The 23,275-nt window shown below is 66.2% G+C and carries 21 protein-coding genes; 12 read left to right on the forward strand and 9 right to left on the reverse strand.

The features are described 5' to 3' along the window. The first annotated feature begins 209 nt into the window (after window positions 1-209). Both K3U93_RS01205 and K3U93_RS01210 read left to right on the forward strand, forming a co-directional pair. Window positions 210-815 carry a cysteine hydrolase family protein gene (locus tag K3U93_RS01205; protein WP_071512796.1) on the forward strand — a complete coding sequence of 202 codons (606 nt, stop codon included), beginning with the start codon at window positions 210-212 and terminating at the stop codon, window positions 813-815. Between the two features lie 39 nt (window positions 816-854). After that, window positions 855-1,787, forward strand: a complete 933-nt coding sequence (locus K3U93_RS01210) for a LysR family transcriptional regulator (protein WP_083009166.1) — start codon at window positions 855-857, stop codon at window positions 1,785-1,787. Here K3U93_RS01210 and oxc read toward each other — a convergent pair. Continuing rightward, a complete protein-coding gene (gene oxc / locus K3U93_RS01215) occupies window positions 1,771-3,519 on the reverse strand; it encodes an oxalyl-CoA decarboxylase (RefSeq protein ID WP_083009015.1) in 1,749 nt (582 codons plus the stop codon). The genes K3U93_RS01210 and oxc overlap by 17 nt on opposite strands. 290 nt (window positions 3,520-3,809) lie before the next feature. Here oxc and K3U93_RS01220 point away from each other — a divergent pair, with 290 nt between their 5' ends. Further along, a complete protein-coding gene (locus tag K3U93_RS01220; protein WP_083009017.1) occupies window positions 3,810-5,432 on the forward strand; it encodes a FadD7 family fatty acid--CoA ligase in 1,623 nt (540 codons plus the stop codon). A 43-nt stretch (window positions 5,433-5,475) separates the two neighbouring features. Here K3U93_RS01220 and K3U93_RS01225 read toward each other — a convergent pair whose 3' ends face one another. The 3 genes from K3U93_RS01225 to K3U93_RS01235 form a co-directional block, all read right to left on the reverse strand. Beyond that, the gene (locus tag K3U93_RS01225) at window positions 5,476-5,946 is read right to left on the reverse strand and encodes a DUF2231 domain-containing protein (RefSeq protein WP_071512639.1); all 471 of its coding nucleotides are present in this window, start codon (window positions 5,944-5,946) and stop codon (window positions 5,476-5,478) included. Window positions 5,947-5,961: 15 nt separating this feature from the next. Next, window positions 5,962-8,109: an elongation factor G-like protein EF-G2 gene (locus K3U93_RS01230; protein ID WP_071512638.1), complete on the reverse strand. Its 2,148-nt coding sequence runs from the start codon at window positions 8,107-8,109 to the stop codon at window positions 5,962-5,964. Window positions 8,110-8,278: 169 nt separating this feature from the next. Beyond that, complete coding sequence (locus tag K3U93_RS01235; RefSeq protein ID WP_071512637.1) at window positions 8,279-8,704, reverse strand: TIGR03668 family PPOX class F420-dependent oxidoreductase; 426 nt, start codon at window positions 8,702-8,704, stop codon at window positions 8,279-8,281. A 49-nt stretch (window positions 8,705-8,753) separates the two neighbouring features. Between K3U93_RS01235 and K3U93_RS01240 the strand changes: the two genes are divergently transcribed. The 5 genes from K3U93_RS01240 to K3U93_RS01260 all read left to right on the forward strand — a co-directional run bounded on the left by K3U93_RS01240 (window position 8,754) and on the right by K3U93_RS01260 (window position 14,465). Then, window positions 8,754-9,251, forward strand: a complete 498-nt coding sequence (locus K3U93_RS01240; RefSeq protein WP_083009020.1) for a nuclear transport factor 2 family protein — start codon at window positions 8,754-8,756, stop codon at window positions 9,249-9,251. Between the two features lie 110 nt (window positions 9,252-9,361). Further along, window positions 9,362-10,441, forward strand: a complete 1,080-nt coding sequence (locus K3U93_RS01245; RefSeq protein ID WP_071512635.1) for a S1C family serine protease — start codon at window positions 9,362-9,364, stop codon at window positions 10,439-10,441. A gap of 97 nt (window positions 10,442-10,538) precedes the next feature. Next, complete coding sequence (gene treS / locus K3U93_RS01250; protein ID WP_071512634.1) at window positions 10,539-12,311, forward strand: maltose alpha-D-glucosyltransferase; 1,773 nt, start codon at window positions 10,539-10,541, stop codon at window positions 12,309-12,311. 56 nt (window positions 12,312-12,367) lie between these two features. Further along, window positions 12,368-13,729: a maltokinase N-terminal cap-like domain-containing protein gene (locus tag K3U93_RS01255; protein WP_083009022.1), complete on the forward strand. Its 1,362-nt coding sequence runs from the start codon at window positions 12,368-12,370 to the stop codon at window positions 13,727-13,729. A 55-nt stretch (window positions 13,730-13,784) separates the two neighbouring features. Continuing rightward, complete coding sequence (locus tag K3U93_RS01260; RefSeq protein WP_083009025.1) at window positions 13,785-14,465, forward strand: YoaK family protein; 681 nt, start codon at window positions 13,785-13,787, stop codon at window positions 14,463-14,465. A 69-nt stretch (window positions 14,466-14,534) separates the two neighbouring features. Here the strand turns inward: K3U93_RS01260 and ag85C are convergent, their stop codons facing one another. From ag85C to K3U93_RS01275, 3 genes are all read right to left on the reverse strand, one after another. After that, complete coding sequence (gene ag85C, locus K3U93_RS01265) at window positions 14,535-15,536, reverse strand: diacylglycerol acyltransferase/mycolyltransferase Ag85C (protein WP_071512631.1); 1,002 nt, start codon at window positions 15,534-15,536, stop codon at window positions 14,535-14,537. A 262-nt stretch (window positions 15,537-15,798) separates the two neighbouring features. Further along, the gene (locus tag K3U93_RS01270) at window positions 15,799-16,296 is read right to left on the reverse strand and encodes a metallophosphoesterase family protein (RefSeq protein WP_083009027.1); all 498 of its coding nucleotides are present in this window, start codon (window positions 16,294-16,296) and stop codon (window positions 15,799-15,801) included. 29 nt (window positions 16,297-16,325) lie between these two features. Further along, window positions 16,326-16,499 carry a hypothetical protein gene (locus K3U93_RS01275; protein ID WP_176219869.1) on the reverse strand — a complete coding sequence of 58 codons (174 nt, stop codon included), beginning with the start codon at window positions 16,497-16,499 and terminating at the stop codon, window positions 16,326-16,328. Between the two features lie 168 nt (window positions 16,500-16,667). On the opposite strand from K3U93_RS01275, the gene K3U93_RS01280 reads away from it, so the two are divergent. Next, window positions 16,668-17,123: a MaoC family dehydratase gene (locus K3U93_RS01280; RefSeq protein ID WP_083009030.1), complete on the forward strand. Its 456-nt coding sequence runs from the start codon at window positions 16,668-16,670 to the stop codon at window positions 17,121-17,123. 106 nt (window positions 17,124-17,229) lie between these two features. Here the strand turns inward: K3U93_RS01280 and K3U93_RS01285 are convergent, their stop codons facing one another. Further along, on the reverse strand, window positions 17,230-18,525 hold the full coding sequence (locus K3U93_RS01285) for an acyl-CoA dehydrogenase family protein (protein WP_217808396.1): 1,296 nt from the start codon (window positions 18,523-18,525) through the stop codon (window positions 17,230-17,232). Between the two features lie 185 nt (window positions 18,526-18,710). Here K3U93_RS01285 and K3U93_RS01290 point away from each other — a divergent pair, with 185 nt between their 5' ends. The 3 genes from K3U93_RS01290 to K3U93_RS01300 are packed head-to-tail and all read left to right on the forward strand — an operon-like array spanning window position 18,711 to window position 22,067. Then, complete coding sequence (locus tag K3U93_RS01290; protein ID WP_230981557.1) at window positions 18,711-19,400, forward strand: TetR/AcrR family transcriptional regulator; 690 nt, start codon at window positions 18,711-18,713, stop codon at window positions 19,398-19,400. Between the two features lie 24 nt (window positions 19,401-19,424). Next, the gene (locus K3U93_RS01295) at window positions 19,425-20,282 is read left to right on the forward strand and encodes a 3-hydroxyacyl-CoA dehydrogenase (RefSeq protein ID WP_083009035.1); all 858 of its coding nucleotides are present in this window, start codon (window positions 19,425-19,427) and stop codon (window positions 20,280-20,282) included. Window positions 20,283-20,297: 15 nt separating this feature from the next. Beyond that, entirely contained in the window at window positions 20,298-22,067 is a 1,770-nt protein-coding gene (locus tag K3U93_RS01300; protein ID WP_083009038.1) for an oleate hydratase, read from the forward strand. A 43-nt stretch (window positions 22,068-22,110) separates the two neighbouring features. On the opposite strand, the gene K3U93_RS01305 is transcribed toward K3U93_RS01300, so the two are convergent. Further along, complete coding sequence (locus tag K3U93_RS01305) at window positions 22,111-23,196, reverse strand: F420-dependent hydroxymycolic acid dehydrogenase (RefSeq protein ID WP_254893540.1); 1,086 nt, start codon at window positions 23,194-23,196, stop codon at window positions 22,111-22,113. Between the last annotated feature and the right edge of the window lie 79 nt (window positions 23,197-23,275).

Raw genomic sequence — 23,275 nt, forward strand, 5'->3', positions numbered from 1 at the left:
TCCGAGACGGTGCGATCAACACAACGGTATTCTACTGGCTGTCTACCCATTACGGGCTTTAGCAAACACTGGCGTCCCGCCCGGGTCGTGACGATAACGATCCGATCACCCGTTGAGTTCGATCCCGTCACGGGGCGACGGTCGGCGAGGGAGCGGGCGTGACCGCAAACGATCGCTACACGTGTCCGCTGGCGGGCTCGGCCGCGCTGATGCTGATCGACGTGCAGCGCGACTTCCTGGACATCCCGGGCAGCGACGCTCCGATGCCGGTCGACGGCACCCGCGCGGCGATCCCGGCAATGGCCAAGCTGGCGACGGCCTTCCGCGAACGTGGGCTCCCGATCGTGCATGTCGTGCGGCTGTACCGGCCGGATGGGTCGAACGTCGACGTGGTGCGGCGGGAATCGATAGCGCGGGGTGCGCGAATCGCCGTTCCTGGCAGTGCCGGTTCGCAGATCGCCGCGGAGCTATTGCCCAATGTCGTTGAGCTGGACCACGAATTGCTGTTGGCCGGCGGCTTCCAACGACTCGGGCCCGCCGAGCACGTGATGTACAAACCAAGGTGGGGTGCCTTCTACGGCACCGACCTTGATCGACACCTGCGTGAAAGTGGGAGCAATACAGTGGTTTTCGCGGGATGCAACTTCCCGAACTGCCCTCGGACGTCGATCTACGAGGCATCCGAACGCGACTTCCGGGTTGTCCTGGTGTCCGACGCGATATCTGGCTTGTACGACCGCGGCGTTGAAGAGTGCCGCGCCATCGGAGTGGACGTTCGAGACGTGTCGGCGACACTGGATTGGTTGGCGCGGTAGCGACGCGTTAACCTCAGCGAGACCGCCGAGGAGGTGCGGGTGCTATTCCGTCAACTGGAATACTTCGTCGCGGTCGCTCAGGAGCGCCACTTCGCCAGGGCGGCCGAGAAGTGCTACGTTTCGCAACCCGCACTGTCCGCCGCGATCGCCAAGCTCGAACGCGAGCTGAACGTCACGCTGATCAATCGTGGGCACAGCTTCGAGGGCCTCACGCCCGAAGGGGAGCGATTGGTCGTGTGGGCCAAGCGGATTCTTGCCGAACACGATGCGTTCAAGGCCGAGGTGCACGCGGTGCGATCGGGTATCACCGGGACGCTTCGGCTGGGCACGGTTCCGACCGCCTCGACGACGGCCTCCCTGGTGCTTTCGGCGTTCTGTTCGGCGCACCCCTTGGCGAAGGTGCAGATCCTTTCCCGGCTGGCCGCCACCGAGCTGTACCGACGCCTGCGCGAGTTCGACCTGGATGCCGCCATCGTGCACACCTCGCCCGACGACGCTCACGACGTGAACCTGGTGCCGCTCTACGAGGAGCACTACGTGCTGCTCTCCCCGGCGGACATGTTGCCCGCCGGTGCGTCGACGCTGACGTGGCCGGAGGCCGCGCAGTTGCCGCTGGCGTTGCTCACCGCCGACATGCGGGACCGTCAGATCATCGACGAAGCCCTCGCCCGCCACGCCATCACCGTCACCCCGCAAGTCGAAACCGACTCCGTCGCTTCGTTATTGGCACAGGTCGCCACGGGTAACTGGGCGTGCATCGTCCCGCACACCTGGCTGTGGACGTCGCCGCTCGGTGCGGAAATCCGGGCGGTCGAAATGGTCGATCCGGTGCTCAAGGCCGAGATCGCGCTGGCCACCAACTCGACCGGGCCGGGGTCACCAATCGCGCGTGCCCTCATCGCATCCGCGCAACGGCTGGCGCTGAACGAATTCTTCGACGCGCAGCTGTTGGGCATCACCCGTCGGCGCTGACCGCGGCCGGCGGCGGTGCGGCGGCGCTGGTCGGGTTGAGGCTTGCCAGATGTCCGCTTTCCACCCCGGCCGCCGGGTCGAGTTCGCAGTCGATGAGCGACGGCCCGTTGGAGGCAATCGCTTCGGTCAGCGCGGCGCGCAGCTCGGACGGCGTGGTGACGTGATACCCCTTGCCGCCGAACGCCTCCGCGATCAGCTCGTGGCGCGCCCGCGCGTTGAGCACGGTGGGCGCCGGATCGTCTCCGGTTGTCGCTTCGTCGCCGCGGTAGACGCCGCCGTTGTTGAGGATGACGACGGTCACCGGCAGCCGGTAGCGGCAGATGGTCTCGATCTCCATGCCCGAAAAGCCGAATGCGCTGTCACCCTCGATCGAGACCACGGGATTGCCGGTCTCGACCGCGGCGGCAATCGCGTAGCCCATGCCGATACCCATGACGCCCCAGGTTCCCGTGTCGAGCCGGTGCCGCGGCACCTCCATGTCGATGACATTGCGGGCCAGGTCCAGCGCGTTGGCTCCCTCGTTAACCACGTAGACATCCGGATTGTCCTGCAGCACAGCGCGAATGGCGCCGAGCGCGTTGTAAAACCGCATGGGGTGCGGATCTTCGGCCAGCCGCCGACGCATCTTGGCGTCGTTGCGTGCTTTGCGGTCGGCAAGCTCGTCGGACCACTCCCCGGGCACCGCAATCGGATGCGCGGCCACGGCGTCGCACAGCGCCGACATCACCGAGCCGATGTCGCCGACCAGCGGCGCCACGATGGGCCGGTTGCTGTCGAACTCCGACGCCGCGATATCGACTTGCACGAACTTGGCGTCGGCGGACCATTGCGGCGACTCCCCATGGCCGAGCAGCCAGTTCAGCCGGGCACCCACCAGCAGGACCGCATCGGCGCGGGCGACCGCCAGCGAGCGCGCCGCCGCCGCGGACTGCGGGTGCGAGTCCGGCAGCAGCCCCTTGGCCATCGACGTCGGCAAGAACGGAATTCCGGTGGCCTCCACAAACTTTCGAATCTGGCCGTCGGCCCGCGCATACGCAGCGCCCTTGCCGAGCACGACCAGCGGCCGCCGGGCCCGCCTCAGCACGTCCGCGGCGCGATCGACCGCCTCCGGTGCCGGCAGCTGCCGCGGAGCGGGGTCGGCAACCCGCCAAATGGTGTCGGCGGCGACCGAGGCCTCCAGCGCCTGGCCCAGAATGTCACCGGGGATGTCGAGGTAGACACCGCCCGGCCGGCCGGACGTCGCCGTGCGAATGGCGCGCGCGACACCGCGCCCGATGTCCTCGATCCGGCCGATCCGATAGGCCGCCTTCGCGAACGGCCTTGCGGCACTGAGCTGGTCGAGCTCTCCGTAATCGCCCCGCTGCAAATCGACCATCGCTCGATTGCTCGAACCCGAGATCTGGATCATCGGAAAACAATTCGTCGTGGCGTTCGCCAGCGCGGCGAGGCCGTTGAGAAAACCGGGCGCCGACACCGTCAGGCACACGCCCGGGCGGCCGGTGAGGAACCCGGCCGCGGCGGCCGCATTGCCGGCCGAGGTCTCCTGCCGAAAGCCGATGTAACGAATTCCGGACGACTGCGCGACGCGGGCGAGGTCGGTGATCGGGATGCCGACGACCCCATAGACGGTGTCGACGTCGTTGGCCTTGAGGGCATCCACGACGAGATGGAAGCCGTCGGTCAGGCGCGCCGACTCGGCGGCCTCGCTGGGAGATGCCGAAACTGTGCTCATGGTGGCGACTCCTCGTGTGCATGCGGTCGGCGGACCGGTTCGCCCGCCCGGCGCGGTGATGCCTCATCGACCACTGTGGTCCGGGCGCCCGCGGGTGTCCAAGACTAAGCCACTATGCAGCGATTCACGCCGTCTATCGACAACCGCTCGGCAACGGCGACGCCGGCTCGATAGCAGCCGGTTATCGATAGTGAGCGGATCGGTATTGGACGGACGGGAGGCCGGCGCGGCATGGTGCGAGTAGCAACGTTTCACCGTCAACACGGCTTGACACAGGAGGGAGTGCGGCGATGACGCCTCGGATCACCGGCGACGAGGTCGCGGCCGAACAGTTTGCGGTGCCGCCGACCGATGAATTCGGGGGCCAGCGCATCGCCGACCTGGTCGAGGAGGCGGCCCGTCGGTCGCCGGACGCGCCGGCGCTTGTGGCCGCCGCCGATCGCCTACCGGTCAGCTACCGCGACCTGCTCCGGCTGGTCGACGACCTGGCGGGACAGCTGAAGCAAGGTGGCCTGCTGCCGCGCGATCGGGTGGCGCTGCGCGCCGGCAGCGGCGCCGAATTCGTCGTCGCCCTGCTGGCGGCGTCGCGAGCGGACCTGGTCGCGGTCCCGCTGGACCCGGCCCTGCCCGTCGGCGAACAGCGCGCCCGCAGCGAGGCGGCGGGCGCGCGGGTGGTGCTGGTCGACGAGGACGGGCACGGCGCTCAGCAGGAGACGACCCTGCGGTGGTGGCCGATCGCCGTGACCGTCGGCCGCGACGACCACGCCCCGGCGGTCAACCTGGACGCCGCCTCGACGCCGAAGCGAGGCGTGCCGACGCCCCAGGGGCTGCGCGACGACGACGCCATGATCATGTTCACCGGCGGAACCACGGGGGTGCCGAAAATGGTTCCGTGGACTCACGAAAACATCGCGAAGTCGGTGCGGGCGATCATCGCCGGGTACGAGCTCGGCCCCCGGGATGCGACGGTCGCGGTGATGCCGCTCTACCACGGTCACGGGCTGCTGGCCGCACTGCTGGCGACGCTGGCATCCGGCGGGACGGTGTTGCTGCCGGCGCGGGGACGGTTCTCGGCGCACACGTTCTGGGACGACATCGACGCCGTCGGGGCCACCTGGTACACGGCGGTCCCGACGATTCACCAGATCCTGTTGGAGCGCGCCAAGACTGAGGGGCCCCGGAGCACGCGAGCCACGCTACGCTTCATCCGCAGCTGCAGCGCGCCGCTCACCCCGGAGACGGCTCGGGAACTCCAAGAGACGTTCTCGGCGCCGGTGGTGTGTGCCTTCGGCATGACCGAGGCGACCCACCAGGTGGCCACGACACCGATCGATCAAAGCGAAAATCCCGCTGCCACACCGGGTCTCGTCGGCCGGTCGACCGGACCGGAAATCCGGATCGTCGGCAACGACGGCCGGCCCGTGCCCGCCGAAGCCGTCGGGGAGGTGTGGCTGCGCGGCCCCACCGTGGTGCGCGGCTACCTCGGCGACCCGGCGATTACCGCCGCCAACTTCACCGACGGCTGGCTGCGCACCGGCGACCTGGGATCGCTGTCGGCGGCCGGGGACCTGCGCATCCGCGGCCGCATCAAGGAACTCATCAACCGCGGCGGCGAGAAGATTTCGCCAGAGCATGTCGAGGGCGTGCTGGCCACCCATCCCGACGTTCTCGAGGTGGCCGTGTTCGGCGTCCCGGACAAGATGTACGGGGAGACGGTGGCCGCGGTCGTCGTTCCCCGCGAATCCCCGGGACCTGCTCCGTCCGAGCTGGCGGCGTTTTGCCGCGAGCGGTTGGCGCCCTTCGAGGTGCCCGCCAGCTTCCAGGAAGCCGGCGAGCTGCCGCACACCGCGAAGGGCTCGCTGGACCGCCGCGCGGTGGCCGAGCGGTTCGGCCGCGGGGCGACCACGCGCTGACCGTGAGAACGACCGGGCTGCAAGGCGTTTGCCGACGGGACGCTCAGTGGGCGGACGACGTCACGTTTCCCCACGCGGCCCGCGCGCCCGAATCGCCGATGCGGTAGGTCTGCACCAGGGTGGCCACGGCGGCGACGATCACCAACACCCCGACCATCGAGTGCGCGGCGAATTTGACCGCACGCCCGCGTGCCTGGCGAATGTGGACGGCGGCCAGCAGCGTGACGGCGGCCACCAGCGCCGCCACGAGGTAGACGAGGGTCTTGCCGAGTTGCTCGTGCGTCGTCAGCGCGGGCGACGCATCGACCCGGGCCGCCAACCACGCACCCGAGCTGGTGGTCAACGGGGTTATGACCAGCGTGCCCAGCGCCAGCAGCACAACCAGCCAGATCAGCCGTCGTCGCGCCGCCGGCCACAGCGCGCAGAGGATCGCCAGGATCGCCGTCAGCGGGGCGAGGACGACGACGAAATGGTTGAGCAGGATGTGCGCGGGGAGTCCGTTGAACGTCGACATGCATCAACTAGGCTGTCACGCCGTGGCTTTCACCCGCGCGGCCGCGGATTCCGGCATGGGTTCGTAGCGGACGAACGAACGAGTGAACGACGCGGCCCCGTGCGCCAGCGAGCGCAAGTCGATCGCGTAGCGGGTCAGCTCGACCTGAGGCACCTCGGCCCTTACCACCGTGCGTTCGTGGCCCGCGGTGTCGGTGCCGAGCACACGGCCGCGACGCCCCGACAGGTCGCCCATCACCGCACCGACGAAATCGTCGGGCACCAGCACCGAGATCTCGTCGATCGGCTCGAGCAGGGTCACCTTGGTCGCCGCCGCCGCTTCGCGCAACGCCAGCGCGCCCGCGGCTTGGAACGCGAAGTCCGACGAGTCCACGCTGTGCGCCTTGCCGTCGAGCAGGGTGACCCGGATGTCGACGACGGGGTAGCCGGCGAGCACACCCCTTTCCATTTGGGCGCGCACGCCCTTCTCCACGCTCGGGATGAACTGGCGCGGCACCGCTCCGCCGACCACCTTGTCCACGAACTCGAATCCGGAGCCCTCCGGCAGCGCCTCCACCTCGATGTCGCACACCCCGTACTGGCCATGTCCGCCGGACTGCTTGATGTGGCGGCCATGGCCTTTCGCCTTGCCGCTGAAGGTTTCCCGCAGCGGGACGCGGAGTTCGACCGTGTCCACGGTGACCCCGTACCGGTTGGCCAGCGCGTCGAGGACAACGCCGGCGTGGGCCTCGCCCATGCACCACAACACGATCTGGTGCGTTTCCTGATTCTGCTCGATCCGCAGCGTCGGGTCTTCGGCCGCCAACCGCCCCAGCCCGACCGACAGCTTGTCCTCGTCGGTCTTGGCATGCGCCGCAATCGCGATCGGCAGCAGCGGCTCGGGCATTGTCCAGGGCTTCAGCACCAGCGGCTCGGCCTTGTCCGAGAGCGTGTCGCCGGTTTCGGCCCGGCTCAGCTTGCCGATCGCACAGATGTCGCCCGCCACCACGGCCGGCGCGGGGCGCTGCTGCTTGCCGAGCGGGAACGAAAGGACCCCGATGCGTTCGTCTTCGTCGTGGTCGGGATGCGTGTTGCCGTTCCCGTTGGTCCCGCCGAAGAACGACGCAAAATGGCCCGACACATGAACCGTCGTGTCGGGCCTGATGGTCCCGGAGAACACCCGGACCAGGCTGAGCCTGCCGACGTAGGGGTCCGACGTCGTCTTCACCACCTCCGCGAGCAGCGGCGCGTTGGCGTCACAGGCCAGCTTCGCGTGCGCGGCACCGTTGGGCGTAAAGACCTCCGGCAGCGGGTGTTCCGTCGGGGACGGGAATCCGCGGGTGGCAACCTCCAGCAATTCCAGGGTGCCGACGCCGGTGCCGCTGCACACCGGGATCACCGGGAAGAACGAACCCCGGGCGACCGCTCGCTCCAAGTCGTCGATCAGCACCGACTCGTCGATCTGCTCCCCGGCGAGATAGCGGTCCATCAGGGACTCGTCCTCGGACTCTTCGATGATTCCTTCGATCAGGCTGCCGCGGGCCTCCTCGATGCGATCGGCGTTCGACGGATCCGGCGGATGCGTGGTCCGCTTGCCACCGGAGTACTCGTAATGGGTTTGCGACAGCAATCCGATCAGGCCCTCGCCGGCCGGAAGGTAAAGCGGTAAAACCTTGTCGCCGAACGCCTCTTGCGCGGCGGCCAATGCCTCCTGATAGTTCGCCCGGGCGTGGTCGAGCTTGGTGATCACCACGGCGCGGGGCATGCCGACCTGGCTGCATTCCTGCCAGAGCGACTTGGTCGGCTCGTCGACACCCTCGTTCGCCGCGATCACGAACAGCGCGCAGTCCGCGGCTCGCAACCCGGCCCGCAGCTCGCCGACGAAGTCGGCGTACCCGGGCGTGTCGATCAGGTTGATCTTGATGCCGTCGCGTGACAGGGAGGCGACGGCAACGCCAACCGACCGCTGTTGCCGGATCTCCGCTTCGTCGTAGTCGCAGATCGTGCTGCCGTCGGTGACCGAGCCCGGTCTGGACAGCACTCCGGCGGCGACCAGCAGCGCCTCGACCAAGGTGGTCTTGCCGCCCCCCGACGGACCCACCAGGACCACGTTGCGAACATCGCTCGGACCGTTCGCGGTGGGAGCGGCCGCCCCGCCCTGGGAAGCGTTCGCCTTGTCCGCCATGACCTTCCTCCAGTTCTGCAGGTCGCTCGTATGCACCCGCTGACGCGGTGTGTCCCGGTGTGTTCTAGACCACAGGACCCGGTAAGCAACTTTTCCCCCAACCGCCGCCCAACACAAGGCCACCGGCCGGCCACAATCGGGTTGGCCCGTCCCGGTCGGGCCCGTCGTCTCAGGCGTGCCAGCCGGACCAGCGGCGCACCGTGACCGCGATGACCGGGCCGTCCAACGGAACGGATTGATACTGAGGGTATTTGGCGCGCAGCAACCGGTAACCGGTGTCCATCGCCTGGCCCTCGGAATGAATCGCGGCGATGCCGTCGGCCCGGACCCACCACAACCGCGTCCAATCGTCGGCGTAGTGGTCGACGAGCAGGCTGACTCGTGGGTTGCTCTCGATGTTGGCCAGGCGGCGCAGCCGTCGCGTGGTTTTGGGCTTCGCGTCGACGGCGGTGTACACGACGTCATGGCCGGGGTGGGAGTCGCCGTCGACGGCGAAGACCACCGGCACCAGGTGTGGTGTGCCGTCGGGTGTGCTGGTGGCCAGCCGGGCGATCGGGGACCGTGTGAACCTGGCCTTGGGGTCGAATTCGCCCACCGTGTCAGCCTAAGGCCGGCCCGCGTCGTCGCCGCGCTAGGTTAACGGGGTGCGGGCGGAGACGCAGATCACCAACCTTTTGTATCGCTATGCCGAGTGCATCGACACCGGCGATCTGGCGGGGGCGGCCGCGCTGTTCGAGCACGCTCGCATCAGGATCGGCGGCACCGACCAAGACACCATCGATGCGGCCCGGCTCCTGGGCATCTGGAAGTCGCTGATCGTGCTCCATCCGGACGGGACACCGCGAACCAAGCACGTGACCACCAATCCGATCATCGACGTCGATGAGGACGCCGGCACCGCGAGTTGCCGCAGCTACTACACGGTGCTGCAGCAGACCGACGAGCTTCCGCTGCAGACCATCGTCACCGGCCGCTACCACGACCGATTCGAACGCGTCGACGGCCGGTGGCGGTTTTCCTACCGCGACCTCACGCTCATCGACATGGTCGGCGACGTCAGCCACCACCTGACCTATCCGATCGCGCCGGCCGGAAAGGCCCGAGCAGAGATCCGCAGGGGTGGAGAGCCAAACAGGGCCTGACGACTGTCCCAAATAGCTACCTGCATTACGGTTATACGGATTGAGTCGCGTCGCCCAGACCCGGAGGCTGGGCCAATTCTGGTTCTTACCGCGATGCAGGAGGTAACGGGATGAGCAAATGGCACCACCGCCCAGTTTGGTGGTCATGGCTGGTCAGCGTGCTGGCCGTGGTCGGACTGGGCCTGGGTCTGGCCACGGTGCCGGCGTCCGCCACAACTCCTGGGCGATCCACCCTGGCGGTCGACCGGTTCGGCGACTGGCCCGCGGCGCCGCTTGATCCCTCGGCGATAGTCGGCCAGGTTGGGCCGCAGGTGGTCAACATCAGCACCAAATTCGGCTACAACAACGCGGTAGGGGCCGGAACCGGCATCGTCATCGATCCGGGCGGTGTCGTGCTGACCAACAATCACGTGATCTCGGGCGCCACGGACATCAGCGCGTTCGACGTCGGCAACGGGCAGACTTACGCCGTCGACGTGATCGGCTACAACCGAACCGCGGACGTCGCGGTGCTGCAGCTTCGTGGCGGAGGTGGCCTGCCCACCGCGAACATCGGCGGCGGGGTCGCGATCGGCGAGCCGGTCGTCGCGCTGGGCAACGCCGGTGGCCAGGGCGGCACGCCCAGTGCGGTGGCCGGGAAAGTCGTCGCGCTCAACCAGACCGTCTCGGCGACCGACACCCTGACCGGCGCCGAAGAGACGCTGGGCGGGTTGATCCAGGCCGACGCCGCGATCAGGCCCGGCGACTCGGGCGGGCCGTTGGTCAACAACGCCGGGCAGGTGGTCGGCATGAACACCGCCGCCACCGACAGCTACAAGATGTCCGGCGGGCAGGGTTTCGCCATTCCGATCGGGGCGGCGATGGGGGTCGCCGGCCAGATCCGGGCGGGTATGGGGTCGAACACCACGCACATCGGCCCGACGGCCTTCCTCGGCCTGGGCGTCGTGGACAACGGCGGCAACGGCGCGCGGGTCGAACGTGTGGTCGGCAGCGGGCCGGCCGCGGCGGCCGGGATCTCGGCCGGCGACGTCATCATCGGGGTCGACAACGTTCCCATCAACGGGGCCACCGCGATGACCGATGTGCTCGTCCCGCATCACCCCGGGGACACCGTTTTCGTGCACTGGCGCGCTAACGGGGACGGCGAACGGTCCGCGAACGTGACGTTGGCCGACGGACCTCCGGCCTGACATCCGCGCGGATAATGCCCGCATCCCGCCCAATTCCTTTGCCGCCAGGCGTGATTCCCAGGGTCGCGTCTCGGGTACCCGTGGCATCGTGGATTTGATGAACGACGCACGGAACGCTGTCGAGCACGATCCCGCCGGGGGCAGTCACGTCGAGGGGGGTGTGGTCGAGCACCCGACCGTCGAAGATTTCGGCAACGCCGCCGCACTGCCCGCCGATCCGACCTGGTTCAAGCACGCCGTCTTTTACGAGGTGCTGGTTCGGGCGTTCTACGACGCGAGCGCGGACGGTTCCGGGGACCTGCGTGGACTTCTCGAGCGCCTGGACTACCTGCAGTGGCTCGGCATCGACTGCATCTGGCTGCCACCCTTCTACGACTCGCCGCTGCGCGACGGCGGCTATGACATTCGGGACTTCTATAAGGTGCTGCCCGAATTCGGCACCGTCGATGATTTCGTCGCGCTCGTTGACGCCGCTCACCGCCGCGGAATCCGGGTCATCACCGACCTGGTGATGAACCACACCTCCGAGTCGCACCCGTGGTTCCAGGAGTCCCGCCACGACCCCGACGGGCCCTACGGCGACTACTACGTGTGGAGCGACACCAGCGAGCGCTACACCGACGCCCGGATCATCTTCGTCGACACCGAAGAGTCGAACTGGACGTTCGACCCGGTCCGCCGCCAGTTTTATTGGCACCGGTTCTTTTCTCACCAGCCGGACCTGAACTACGACAACCCGGCCGTGCAAGAGGCGATGATCGACGTCATTCGCTTCTGGCTCGGGCTTGGAATCGACGGGTTCCGCCTGGACGCGGTGCCCTACCTGTTCGAGCGCGAGGGCACCAACTGCGAGAACCTGCCCGAGACGCACGCGTTCCTCAGGCGCGTCCGCAAGGTCGTCGACGACGAGTTCCCGGGCCGGGTGCTGCTGGCCGAGGCCAATCAGTGGCCGGGTGACGTCGTCGAGTACTTCGGCGATGCCAGCACCGGGGGCGACGAATGCCACATGGCTTTTCACTTCCCGCTGATGCCGCGCATCTTCATGGCGGTCCGCCGGGAGTCACGGTTTCCGATCTCGGAGATCCTGGCCCAGACGCCCGACATCCCCGAGATGGCTCAGTGGGGGATCTTTCTGCGCAATCACGACGAGTTGACGCTGGAGATGGTCACCGACGAAGAACGCGACTACATGTATGCCGAGTACGCCAAGGATCCGCGGATGAAGGCCAACGTGGGAATTCGTCGCCGGCTGGCGCCACTGCTGGACAACGACCGCAACCAGATCGAGTTGTTCACCGCCTTGCTGCTCTCGCTGCCCGGCTCGCCGGTCCTGTACTACGGCGACGAGATCGGCATGGGCGACGTGATCTGGCTGGGGGATCGCGACGGGGTGCGCATCCCGATGCAGTGGACACCGGACCGCAACGCCGGGTTTTCCACCGCCAACCCCGGCCGGCTGTACCTGCCGCCCAGCCAGGACCCGGTCTACGGCTACCAGGCCGTCAACGTGGAGGCGCAGCGCGACACCTCGACGTCGCTGCTGAACTTCACCCGGACGATGCTGTCGGTGCGCCGGCGGCACCGCGCGTTTGCGATCGGCACGTTCGAGGAATTGGGGGGGTCCAACCCGTCGGTGCTGGCGTTCGTGCGCCAGGCCGCGGATGACGGCGACACCGTGCTGTGCGTCAACAACCTGTCGCGGTTCCCGCAGCCCATCGAACTGAACCTGCAGCATTGGAACGGCTGGACGCCGGTGGAGCTGACTGGGCACGTGGAGTTTCCGCGCGTCGGCCACCTGCCCTACCTGCTGACACTGCCGGGACACGGGTTCTATTGGTTCCGGTTGTCGGCATCTGAGGAGAACGCATGACCCGCACCGGAGACGATGCAGAACGAAGCGATGGGGTGGGGGAAGGAGCGGCGCCGATGACTCTGCCAGCCAAGCTGCCTTGGTCTGAATGGCTGCCACAGCAACGTTGGTACGCCGGACGCAACCGCGAGCTGTCCGCCGCGCAGGCCGCCGTGGTTGTCCCGCTGCGGGACGATCTCGACCTGGTGCTTGTCGACGTCGACTATGCCGACGGTTCGTCGGAGCGCTACCAGGTGATCGTCGGGTGGGATTCCGCGCCGCTCTCGGAGTACAGCACCGTAGCCACGATCGGCGCCGCGCAGGATCGGGCCGGCTTTGACGCCCTGTACGACACCGAGGCGCCGCGATACCTGCTGTCGTTGATCGATTCCTCAGCCGTCCGCGCTTCGTCGGAAGCCGAAGTGAAATTCGCCAAAGAACCCGACGTCGAACTGCCGCTGGAGGCGATGCCGCACGTCTCCGACGCCGAGCAGAGCAACACCAGCGTGATATTTGATCGACGCGCCATCTTCAAGGTGTTTCGTCGGGTCAGCGGCGGCATCAACCCCGATATCGAACTCAACCGGGTGCTGGGCCGCGCCGGTAACCCGCACGTGGCCCGGTTGCTCGGCACCTACGAGACAGCCGCGCCGGACCCCCACAGTGATCCGGACAGCGACGAGTTGTGCCCCCTGGGCATGGTGACCGAGTTTGCGTCGAACGCCGCTGAGGGATGGGCGATGGCCACCGCCAGCGTTCGCGACCTGTTCGCGGAGGGCGACCTGTACGCCTACGAAGTGGGCGGCGACTTTGCCGGCGAGGCCAACCGCCTCGGCGAGGCCGTCGCCTCCGTCCACGCCACCCTGGCCGAGTGCCTCGGAACGGCACAGGCGCCGTTCCCGGTTGACACCGTGCTGGCGCGGCTGTCGTCGACCGTGGCGCTGGTTCCCGGACTGGAGGAGTACGCGGCAACGATCGAAGAGCGGTTCCAAAAGCTCGCGGGCGAGACGATCACGGTCCAGCGCATCCACGGCGACCTGCACCTGGGACAAGTGCTGCGCACTCCGGAGAGCTGGCTGCTGATCGACTTCGAAGGCGAGCCGGGCCAGCCGCTCGACGAGCGGCGGGCGCCGGATTCACCGTTGCGCGACGTGGCCGGCGTCTTGCGTTCCTTCGAGTACGCGGCCTACGGGCCACTGGTGGACCAGGCCCCCGACAAGCAGCTGGCCGCCCGCGCCCGGGAATGGGTCGAACGCAACTGCGCCGCGTTCTGCGACGGCTACGCGTCCGTGTCCGGGTTCGACCCGCGGGATTCGGCGCAGTTGCTGGCCGCCTACGAACTCGACAAGGCCGTCTACGAGGCCGGCTACGAGTCGCGGCACCGGCCCGGATGGCTGCCGATCCCGCTGCGCGCCATCGCCCGGCTGACCGCTGTTTAGATCCGCTTAGATCGCCGCGCTGCGCGAACTGGCCGGTGTCTGAAAGCATGTCCGCGTGGCGACTGAGATTTTCGACAGCGAGGCAAGGTTGTCGTGGGTGTTGGCGGTGCTGGCCGGCGTGCTGGGAGCGACCGCATTCAGCCATTCCGCCGGATACTTCGTGACGTTCATGACCGGCAACGCTCAACGCGCCGTACTGGGGTTCTTCCGGGGCGACGTGGCGCTCTCGGTCACGGCGGCGCTGCTACTGCTGTGCTTCGTCGCCGGCGTGGTGATCGCGTCGGTGTGCAGGCGGCATTTCTGGGTGGCGCACCCCCACGGCCCGACCGTGCTGACGACCTTGAGCCTGGTCGCCGCCACCGTGCTGGACGTCATCGATGAGGGATGGGAAGAAAGCCTCCTTGATTTCCCGCCAATCATGTTGGTGGTCTTCGGCATTGGCGCTTTGAACACGTCGTTCGTCAAAGATGGCGAGGTGTCGGTGCCCTTGAGCTATGTGACCGGCACGCTGGTCAAGATGGGCCAGGGCATCGAACGCCACATCGCCGGCGGAAACGCGTCGGACTGGCTCGGCTACTTCCTGTTGTTCGCCAGCTTCGCCTTCGGCGCCGCGGTGGGCGGCGGCATCAGCCTGGTCGTCAATGGAACCGCGATGCTGGTGGTCGCCTCGGTCGTGTGCGCGTTGACTACCGGATACACATACTTCCACCAGGACCGCCGGGCCCTCTTGGGTTAGCAGGTCGGCCAAAAAAGCATCGGCAGCGGCGCTGACCGGTGCGCCGCTGCCGATGCTGGCTTGGTGTGCTCAGGCAGCGTTGTTGCCGCCGTTGAGCACCTGGATGATGTCGGGCTTCATGGCAACCAGCTGCTGATTCCAGTAGGGCCACGAGTGCGTCCCATTGGCCGGGAAGTTGAACACCCCGTTGCGTCCACCCGCGGCCACGTAGTTGTTCTGGAAGGCTTCGTTGGTGCGCAGCGTGAGGCCCTCCAGGAACTTCGCCGGCATGTTGTCGCCCCCGAGGTCGCTGGGGGTGCCGTTGCCGCAATAGACCCAGACCCGGGTGTTGTTCTGCACCAGCCGCGGAATCTGAACCATCGGGTCGTTGCGCTTCCACGCCGGGTCGGTGGACGGGCCCCACATGCTGTTGGCGTTGTAACCGCCCGAGTCGTTCATCGCCAGACCGATCAGCGTCGGCCACCAGCCCTCGGACGGGTTGAGGAAGCCGGAAAGTGAAGCGGCGTAGGGGAACTGCTGCGGGTAGTACGAGGCCAGGATCAGCGCGGAGCCACCCGACATCGACAGCCCCACCGCCGCATTGCCGGTCGGCGAAACCTGCTTGTTGGCCTGCAGCCAAGCGGGCATCTCCTGGGTCAGGAACGTCTCCCACTTGTAGGTGTAGTTCTGCCCGTTGCCCTGCGACGGCTGGTACCAGTTGCTGTAGAAGCTGGATTGGCCGCCGACGGGCATGATCACCGACAGCCCCGACTGGTAGTACTCCTCGAAGGCCGGGGTGTTGATGTCCCAACCGTTGTAGTCGTCCTGTGCCCGGAGACCGTCAAGCAGATAGACCGCGTGCGGCCCGCCCCCCTGGAACTGGACTTTGATGTCGCGGCCCATCGACGGCGATGGCACCTGCAGGTATTCCACTGGAAGACCCGGCTTTGAGAATGCCCCCGCGGTAGCCGAACCGCCGACGGCGCCGACCAGGCCGGACAACAGCGCGGCCCCCACAGCCGCGATAGCCAGCCGGCGCGGCATGGTTGCCGTTGCACCACGCAACTTCCGCACCTCTTCGAAGAACGTCATAGTCCCTACCCATCCCAACTTTCATCTGCCGCACAATGCGGTCGAATCCGTTCTCGGGGAGTGAAACACAGGGGGAGGGCCTATTTCGCCTGTCGCGGCCGCAGCGCGACATCGCGGTTGGCTAACGATTGAGCCTCGGCCTGAAATCGTCGCGCTGAGATTACGATTGGCTATCGGAACCGTGCGGGCGTCTTCCATTGCGGCAACGCATGCGCTATCGCAATGGGGATTCGCTGGGGGCGGCGCACGTTTCGGTGCCTAGCTACTTTTCGAGGCGATGCAGGACCACGTCCGTCAGCGCCCCGTCGTCGATGCTCGCGGTCATGTAGCTGCAGAACGGCTGCCGGCGACGATCCGTTGGCGAGCCCGGATTAAGCAGGCGCAGACCGGTTTTCGTCGTCGTGTCCCACGGGACGTGGCTATGGCCGAACACCAGCACGTCACTGTCCGGGTAGAGCCGCGACATCCGTGCTTCCCGGCCCGCCGCGGCGCCGGTCTCGTGGACGACGGTCAAGTGCAGCCCGCCCAGCATCGCGTCGGCACGTTCGGGCAGTCGCGCACGCAACACCGGACCGTCGTTGTTCCCCCAGCACGCCACCAGCCGGGCGGCCCTAGCCTCCACCTCGTCGAGCAACTCGGGCGCTACCCAGTCGCCGGCGTGGACGACGACATCCGCCTTCGCGACCTCGTCCCATATCCGCGCGGGCAGGTCGCGGGCGCGCCGGGGGACGTGGGTATCGGCAATCAGCAGCAGCCTCACGCGATCATTTTGCGCTAATCGCGCCGGCGCTAATCTTGTTGGCTGCGCGCTTCGGCGCCCGTCTCGCCGGCGTCGATGGCGTCGTCCGGACTGGTCGCTCCGACATAAGTGCCGTCGTCTTCCCCTGCGGCGGCGCGGGACCGTGACTCGTGGGTTTCGGGTTCGACGTCGGACTCGGCCTTGTGGCCCTTCGGTTCAGGCATGCTGCGCTCCTTCCGTGCCGCTCGCAATGTTCAAACGAGGGTTCCCCCGACGATCGCGGCGAAACGGGCGCAAAGGCGGTCCGCCGCGTGAAGGCACCGGCCGAAGAGCGAGGCCATACGGCTCCGGCGCTATTGTTGTCACCCGGAACCAATGGAGGGAGACATCGAATGCGCACCTTCGAATCGGTAGCCGACCTCGCCGCCGCCGCGGGCGAGACCCTCGGGCACAGCGACTGGGTGACCATCACCCAGGAAGACGTCAACCTGTTTGCCGACGCGACCGGCGATCACCAGTGGATCCACGTCGACCCGGAACGGGCGGCGGCTGGCCCGTTCGGCAAAACCATCGCCCACGGTTTCTTGACCCTGGCGCTGCTGCCGCGGCTGCAGCACCAGATTTACACGGTCAACGGCATCAAGCTCGCAATCAACTACGGCCTCAACAAGGTTCGCTTTCCCGCCCCGGTGCCGGTCGGCTCGCGAGTGCGGGCGCAGAGCTCGTTGGTCAGCGTCGACGACCTCGGCAACGGCGCCGTGCAGGCGACCGTGTCGACCACCGTCGAGATCGACGGTTCGCCCAAGCCGGCGTGTGTGGCCGAAAGCATCGTCCGCTACGTCACCTAAGCGTGCCGAGCAGACGCGGAATCGCACTTTACCGGCCGGCGCAGTGCGATTCCGCGTCTGCTCGCCCGGGATATCCGGCCCGGGATATCGGGCCCGGGATATCCGGTCAGAATTCGGCGATCGCGTGTTCCAGGCGCTCGGCCAGCCGGGCCTGGGCTTCGGCGCGCCGGGTCGGTATGTGCGCGGACGGGAAAGGCGTTGTCACGGGCTGGTATTCACGCAGCGTGCGCCGGGCCACTGTCATCTTGTGCAGTTCGGTGGCGCCGTCGGCGATACCCAGCGACTCGGCGGCCACCATCATCTTGACGAACGGCATCTCGTCGGAGACGCCGAGCGCGCCGTGCAGGTGCAGGGCCCGCTGCGCGACGTCGTGCAGCACCTGGGGCATGGCGACCTTGACCGCCGCGATGTCGCGCCGCACCTTCTGGTAGTCGTGGTGCTTGTCGATCAACCACGCGGTGCGCAGCACCAGCAGCCGGAACTGCTCGATCTGGATCCAGCTGTCGGCGATCTTCTCCTGGGTCATCTGAAAATCGGCCAGCCGCCCATGTCTGGTCTTTCGCGACACCGCGCGCTCACACATCATGTCAAAGGCGCTGCGCGCCAACGCGATTGTGCGCATCGCGTGATGGATACGGCCACCACCGAGCCGGGTCTGCGCGATCATGAACGCCTGGCCCTCGCCGCCCAGCACGTGATCGGCCGGCACCCGGACGTCGTTGTAGCGGACGTAGCCGTGACTGGCACGCTTCGAGGACTCGGCCCCGACGCCGACGTTGCGCACGATCTCGATGCCCGGCGTCTCGGCCGGCACGATGAACAGCGACATCTTGTCGTAGGTGCGCGACTCGGGATTGGTGACGGCCATGACGATGAAGAACGACGCGTGCTTGGCGTTCGTGGAAAACCACTTCTCCCCGTTGATCACCCAGTCGTCACCGTCCCGGGTTGCCGCCGTAACGAACTGCCCGGGGTCGGAACCACCCTGCGGCTCGGTCATCGAATAGCAGGAGGTGATCTCGCCGTCGAGCAGCGGCTGCAGGTAACGGGCCTTCTGCTCGTCGGTGCCGAACAGCGCCAGGATCTCGGCGTTGCCCGAATCCGGTGCCTGGCAACCGAATACCGACGGCGCCCAGCGTGAACGCCCGAGGATCTCGTTGAGCAGTGCGAGCTTGACCTGCCCGAAGCCCTGGCCGCCGAGCTCGGGGCGCAGATGCGCGGCCCACAGTCCCTGGTCCTGCACCTGCCGTTGCAGCGGCCGCAGGACGGCCATCACCTCGGCGTTCTTTTTGTCATACGGGTCGACGGCGACGAGGTCGAGCGGTTCGAGTTCGTCGACCATGAACTTTTCGACCCAGTCCAGCTTCGCCTGGTATTCGGGGTCCGTTTCGAAGTCCCACACCGTGGCCAACCGTTCCCCGGCGCAACGCCGCACCGGCATCGTTGATGGAGCCACACCATCGTAGAGGCATCTACGGTTTCGGTCACCGCGAGAGGAGACGCCACGATGGTTGCGCGAGGAAATGCCGGCCCTTGACTTACTGAGTACACTCATTAATGAGCATATTCATTAAGGAGATCGTTGGGGTGACGAGGCAGCAGGTTCGCGATCGGGTCAGGAACGGCAGACGCACCCGGAACATGCGCGAGAAGCAAGAGCGGATACTGGTGTCGGCGACCACGCTCTTCGCCAAACATGGCTTTGCGGGTGTCACCGTGCAGGAGATCGCCGACACCGCCGACGTCGCCGCAGGCACGCTGTTTCGGTACGCGTCGTCGAAAGCCGAGCTGTTGCTGATGGTCTACAACGAACAGTTCCGACGCGCGATCGATCTCGGTATCGACGCCGCACGCCAGTGCGACGAGCCCGTATCGGCGGTCTATGCCATGGTCACCCCGATCATCGAGGCCGCGGAGGACCATCCCGGAAACGCGATGGCATATCAGCGCGAACTGCTGTTCGGCGATCCCAGCGAACGGTATCGGGCCGAGGGCTTGGCATTGGTCGGCTACCTGCAGGACAGCATCGCCGAGCGGCTCGTCCAGACCCGGCACTCGGCATCCATCGAAACCGATGCGGTTCTGCTGTGGGCCGCGCGCGCCGCCCGCAGCGTGTTCGCCGTCCTGCACCTGTTGTTGGCCCGGCCGTCGACCGCAGCTGATTGGGGCACAGACACGAATAACGAACTGCGACAACAGATTGCGCAGATAGTCGTTGGGTTCTTCGCTTCGCTGCCATCGGTGGGGCACCCGGCAGTTGAACAGTCACACAACTAGAATCGGTAAGGAGATCGGTCAACGATGGTCGAAACAATCAAGAAAATTACGGTTTTGGGAACCGGCGTGTTGGGTTCGCAGATTGCATTTCAGAGCGCGTTCAAAGGATTCACCGTCATCGCTTATGACATCAATGACGACGTCCTCGCGGGCGCCCGGAAACGCTTCGACGGGCTCGTTGACACCTACGATCGTGAGGTCCCGGCCGCCAAAGACGGCGCCGCCAAGGCCGCTCTACACCGATTGACGCTCACCAGTGACCTGTCGGCCGCGGTGGCCGACGCCGACCTCGTGATCGAAGCGATCCCGGAAGTCCTTGATCTCAAACGGGATACCTTCGCCAAGGTCGGCAAACTCGCTCCGGCGAAGACGATCTTCGCCACCAACTCCTCGACGCTGCTGCCCAGCGACCTCAAGGACTCTACGGGCCGGCCGGATCGTTTTCTGGCGCTGCATTTCGCCAACCGGGTCTGGCAGTTCAACACCGCCGAAATCATGGGCACCCCCGACACCGATCCCAGGGTATACGAGAAAGTCATCGAATTCGCCAAGGCAATTGGCATGGTTCCGATCGAATTACACAGGGAAAAAGCGGGTTACGTACTTAATTCGCTGCTGGTGCCGTTCCTCGAGGCCGCGGTGGAGCTAGCGGCCGGTGGTTACGCCGACCCGGCTGGCGTCGACACCACCTGGCGGATTGCCACGGGCGCACCTTTCGGGCCATTCCAGATGCTGGACATCATCGGCCTCGAGACCCCACACAACATCCTGGCTCACGGCAACCCCGCATCGCAGAAGCTGGCCGCATGGCTGAAAGACAACTACATCGACAAAGGCAAGCTCGGCGTCGCCGCCGGCGAAGGATTCTACAAGTACGCGTGACTCGAGGGAATTGAAATGTATTACAGCAGCGGTAATTACGAAGCGTTCGCACGTCCCCGCAAGCCCGCGGGCGTCGACGACAAGACCGTCTGGTTCGTCGGAGCCGGCCTGGCATCGATATCCTCCGCGGTATTCATGATCCGCGACGGCCAGCTACCCGGCAGCAAAATTACCATTCTGGAACGCCTCAAACTGCCCGGCGGCGCACTCGACGGCATCAAAGAACCCAAGAAGGGCTTCGTCATCCGCGGCGGCCGCGAAATGGAAGATCACATGGAATGCCTATGGGATCTATTCCGTTCCATTCCCTCCATCGAGGTCGACGGTGCAAGCGTCCTCGACGAGTTCTACTGGCTCAACAAGGACGATCCCAATTGCAGCCTTTGTCGTGCCACCGTCAACCGCGGACAGGATGCCCACACCGACAACAAGTTTGAACTGAGCGCTAAAGCGCAACGAGACATCGTCAAGGTCTTCCTGGCCACGCGCGAGGAGATGGAGAACAAGCGCATCGACGAAGTCTTCAGCCAAGACTTCCTGCAAAGCAACTTCTGGATGTACTGGCGCACCATGTTCGCCTTCGAGGAATGGCATAGCGCACTGGAGATGAAGCTCTACCTGCACCGCTTCATCCACCACGTCGGTGGGTTGCCGGACCTATCGGCGTTGAAGTTCACCAAGTACAACCAGTACGAGTCGCTGGTGTTGCCGATGTACAAGTGGTTGCTCGACCGGGGCGTGACGTTCCACTTCGACACCGAGGTCACCGATATCGACTTCGACATCACGCCGGAACGCAAGCAGGCCACCAGGATCCACTGGGTCAGGGAGGGCCGGCAGGGGGCCGTCGACCTCGGTCCCAACGACCTGGTGCTGACCACCATCGGGTCCCTGACCGAGAACTCCGACGACGGCGATCACCACACGCCCGCCAAGCTCAACACCGGTCCCGCGCCGGCGTGGGACCTATGGCGCCGCATCGCCGCGAAGGACCCGTCGTTCGGTCACCCAGACGTTTTCGGCGGCCACATCCCCGAGACCAAATGGGAATCGGCGACGGTCACCACCCTCGACCACCGGATCCCGGAATACATCCAGAAGATCTGTAAACGAGATCCGTTCTCCGGCAAGGTCGTCACCGGCGGGATCGTGACGGCGCGGGATTCGAAGTGGTTGATGAGCTGGACGGTCAACCGCCAGCCGCACTTCAAGCAGCAACCCCAGGATCAGATCGTGGTGTGGGTGTACGCGTTATTCGTCGATACCCCGGGTGATTACGTCAACAAACCGATGCAGGAGTGCACGGGTGAGGAAATCACTCAAGAGTGGCTCTACCATCTTGGCGTTCCTGAGGACGACATCCGCGAGTTGGCCGCCAACGCGGCCAAGACCGTGCCGGTGATGATGCCCTATGTCACCTCGTTCTTCATGCCCCGCAAGGCCGGGGACCGCCCCGATGTGGTGCCCGAAGGCGCGGTCAACTTCGCGTTTATCGGACAGTTCGCCGAAACCACCCGCGATTGCATCTTCACCACCGAGTATTCGGTGCGTACCGGCATGGAGGCCGCCTACCAGCTGCTCGGCATCGAGCGCGGCGTACCGGAGGTGTTCAACTCCACCTACGATGTCCGTAAACTCATTGCTGCCACGGTACATCTACGCGACGGCAAAGAGGTCAATCTGCCGGTTCCGGAAATCATCCGCAAACGACTGGTCAGCAAGGTCACCGACAACGAGATCGGCGAACTGTTAGCCGAATACGGATTGATACCGGGAGAGGTCTGAGCCGGCAGGTCTCCGCCGTTATAACCCGTTGAGGACAAAGGCTTTAGCGCAGCTTGGGTAGGACATTGCCGCTGTAGAAGTTGATCGCGGTGATGGGGTCGTCCTGGGGGAAGTGCAGAAAGGGAACGGCGCCGGCGTCGAGAACCTTTTGCACGGCGTCGATGTGGGGGGTCGAGTCGGTGCCGACCGTCCAGTTGGCGAGCACCTTGTCGATGGGGTTCGACTCGGCGGCGCGTTGGATGTCAACGGGATTGGGCTGGTCGACGGCCCCGGCGGTAAAGCGCCACAAGGTGGCAGCGTGGGCAGCCGCATTGTTATCGCCGACGACGGCGAACAATTCGGCGCGTTTACCCAAGCCGGCCGCGTCGCGCCCGGCGGCTTGCGCGCCCGCGCTGAATGCGGAGAGCAGTTTCGAGTCCGTGACATTGCGGGCTTGGGTGATCCAGCCGTCGCCGTATTGGCCGGCCAGTTTGGCGCTTTTGGGGCCGCCGGCGGCCACGAAGATTGGCGGTGGCGTGGCCGGTACGTCGTAAAGCTTCAATGAGTTCGTTTGAAAATAGCGGCCCGCGAAGGAGATTCGTGATCCGCTCCACAGCTGGCGGATCAGGTCGATGGCCTCCACCAGCCGGTCGTGGCGCTCGGTGTAGCTGCCGAACGCATTGGTGGTGGCCTGTTCGTTGAGCCGCTCGCCGGTGCCCACTCCCAAAAACACCCGGCCCGGGCTGAGGATCGCCAGGGAGGCGAATGCCTGGGCCACGGTGGCGGGGTGATAGCGGTAGATGGGGCAGGTCACTCCCGAGCCGAACGAGATGCGGCTGGTGCCGTTGCCCACCAATGCCAGGGTCAGCCACGGAAACATCGAATGGCCCTCGTTGTCCTGCCACGGCTGAATGTGGTCGCTGGCCCACACATATTGAAAGCCCGCCTGTTCGGCCGCCTGGGCTTGCGCCACCAGCTGATCGGTGCGGAATTGCTCGCTCGAGAGCACGACCCCCACGCCCTTGCCCGCTGCTGGCGGCGGACCGGTGGGCTTGCCGCGGCCGGCTTCCGGTTTCCCGCAGCCTCCAGACACGGTGCTGAGCATGCCCGCGCCGGCGGCCATCCGCCCGAACGTTCGCCGCGAGATCACCAGGTGAAAGTACCCGCCACGCTGGTCATCACACCTCTGGGACGCCGCCAATCCGGGCTCGCCGGTTTGTCGCCGGCGC

The sequence above is a fragment of the Mycobacterium malmoense genome (assembly GCF_019645855.1).
Taxonomy (GTDB): Bacteria; Actinomycetota; Actinomycetes; order Mycobacteriales; family Mycobacteriaceae; genus Mycobacterium; species Mycobacterium malmoense.